The following is a 2,234-nucleotide window of genomic DNA, read 5'->3' as shown; positions in this document are numbered from 1 at the left end:
AAGGCTTCGCGGAATCCCCCCAACCCCGCTCAGGCTGAGCTTGTCGAAGCCCCCCGCGCCCACCTCACGATTTCATCGAAACAGGACATATCCGATGATGAAGCAGACTTTAGCGGCGCTCCTCGCCGCCACCGCCCTTTCCGCCTGCGCCGTCGGGCCGGACCATGTGGCCCCCACCCCGCCCGCTTCGGCCGAGGCCCCTTTCGTCGGCGTGCAGAGCGCCGACGTCACCACGGCCGCGCCCGACGACACCTGGTGGAAGCTCTACAACGACCCGGCGCTGAACGCCCTCGTCACCGACGCGCTGGCCGCCAACACCGACATCCGTGTCGCCGTGGCCCGCATCGAGAAGGCCCGCGCCACTTTGCGCGGATCGCGCGCCGACCGCCTGCCGTCCACCGACCTCAGCGCCACCGGCACGTACGGCCGCGTCTCCGAGGCACAGGTGCTCCCCGGCTTCGACCGCGAGGGCCGCCGCGTCGATGGCGGGCTCTCGGTCAACTACGAGGTGGACCTGTTCGGCCGCGTCAAGCGCGGTATCGAAGCCTCGCGCGCGGACCTAGCCGCCGCGCAGGAGGATGCCGACGCGGTGCGCGTCACCGTCGTCGCCGACACCGTGCGCGCCTATGTCGACGCCACCAGCGCCAACGAACAGATCGACGTCGCCCAGCGCACCGTGGACCTGCTCGCCCGCTCGGAACGCATCACCAACGCCCGCTTCGAACGCGGCCTCAACCAGAAGCTCGACGTCATCCGCGTCACCCAACTGCGCGAGGCACAGGCGGCCGCCATCCCGACCTTGCAGGCCCGCCGCGACGCCGCCCTGTTCCGCATCGCCGTCCTGACCGGCCGCACCCCGCAGGACTTGCCCGACAGCGTGATCGCCCGCGACACCACCCCCAATGTCGCCACCCCCATCCCGGTCGGCGACGGCGCCACGCTGCTCGCCCGCCGCCCCGACGTGAAGGCCGCCGAGCGCCGCCTCGCCGCCGATACCGCGCGCATCGGCGTGGCGACGGCGGACCTCTACCCGCGCATCACGCTGGGCGGCTCGATCGGCACCACGGCGGTCGGCGCGACCGACGTGTTCGGCGGCGGCCCGCTGCGCTGGCTGCTGGGCCCACTGATCTCGTGGGCCTTCCCCAACCAGGAAGCGATCCGCGCCCGCATCAACGAAAGCAAGGCCGACGCCAAGGCCGATCTCGCCACCTTCGACGGCACCGTGCTGACCGCGCTGGGCGAAACGGAAACCGCATTGTCCGCCTACCGCAACGCCCTGCTCCGGCAGGAACGCCTCGCCGCCTCGCGCGATGCGGCGAACCGCGCAGCCAACGTCAGCCTCGCCCGCCAGAGCCGGGGTCAGATCGATGCCCTCAACGTCCTCGACGCCCAGCGCACCCTTGCCAGCGCCGAAGCGGATTCCGCAGCCGCAAAACGCGAGGTGGCCTTCGCGCAAGTCGATCTGTTCCGCGCGCTGGGAGGGCGCTGGTAGTTTAGTATACAAAGAGCTTTCACGCACGGCCCGGCTGGCGTATCATTGCAAGGGGGGCATGGCGCTTTGAAGCGGTCCTTTCCGGACTGCCCGGTTGCGCCATGCCCCCCTTTGGGTGCCGTTAGCCCCCCTCTGGGTGCCGCCGAATGCAGGAAGGTTCGAGGTGTCGAAAGCCAGCGATCAGGCTTATGAAGAGTTGCGCAGCCGCATTCTCTCGGGCGAACTCCCCCCCGGCACGCAGCTCAAGGAAGAGGAACTGGCGGCGCTCTGCGGCGTCTCGCGCACCCCCGTCCGCGCCGCGATCCGACAACTTGAGGCCGAGCTTTTCGTGCGCCGCACCGACAGCCAGCGCTCCTTCGTGGCCGAATGGAACAACGACGATCTCGAGGAGGTCTTCGTCCTTCGCGGCATGCTTGAAGCCTACGCCGTCCGCCGTGCCGCCAGCCGGGCAAACACAAGCGTCATCGCCGGTCTGAACGCCGCGAACGAGGCCATGCGTACGGTGATCGAGGCGCTCGATTTCGACCTGCCTGCCTACCTTGCCGCCAATGCCCGCTTTCATGCGCTGATCCTGGAGACGGCGGCCTCCGACCGCCTCGCCGCGCTGCTCGGCAAGCTGGTGCTGCAGCCGGTCGTCCAGCAGACGGTGCGTGCCTACAGCCGCGAGCAACTCCTGCGCAGCTACCGCGAGCACGTCGAGATCACCACCGCACTCGGCCAGCGCGATCCCGATTGGGCCGAA

The 2,234-nt window shown here is 69.6% G+C and carries 2 protein-coding genes; both read left to right on the top strand.

Annotated elements, in window-relative coordinates; genetic code table 11:
- Positions 1 to 94: 94 nt before the first annotated feature.
- Complete coding sequence (locus tag ACYPYD_RS21260) at positions 95 to 1,492, top strand: efflux transporter outer membrane subunit (RefSeq protein ID WP_459665338.1); 1,398 nt, start codon at positions 95 to 97, stop codon at positions 1,490 to 1,492.
- 163 nt (positions 1,493 to 1,655) lie between these two features.
- A partial coding sequence (locus ACYPYD_RS21255) for a GntR family transcriptional regulator (RefSeq protein ID WP_459665336.1) occupies positions 1,656 to 2,234 on the top strand: 579 nt, incomplete at its 3' end.

It is taken from the genome of Novosphingobium sp. 11B, assembly GCF_054589055.1.
The sequence above is the reverse complement of the archived record's forward strand: the minus strand, read 5'-3'. Positions and strand labels throughout refer to the sequence as shown.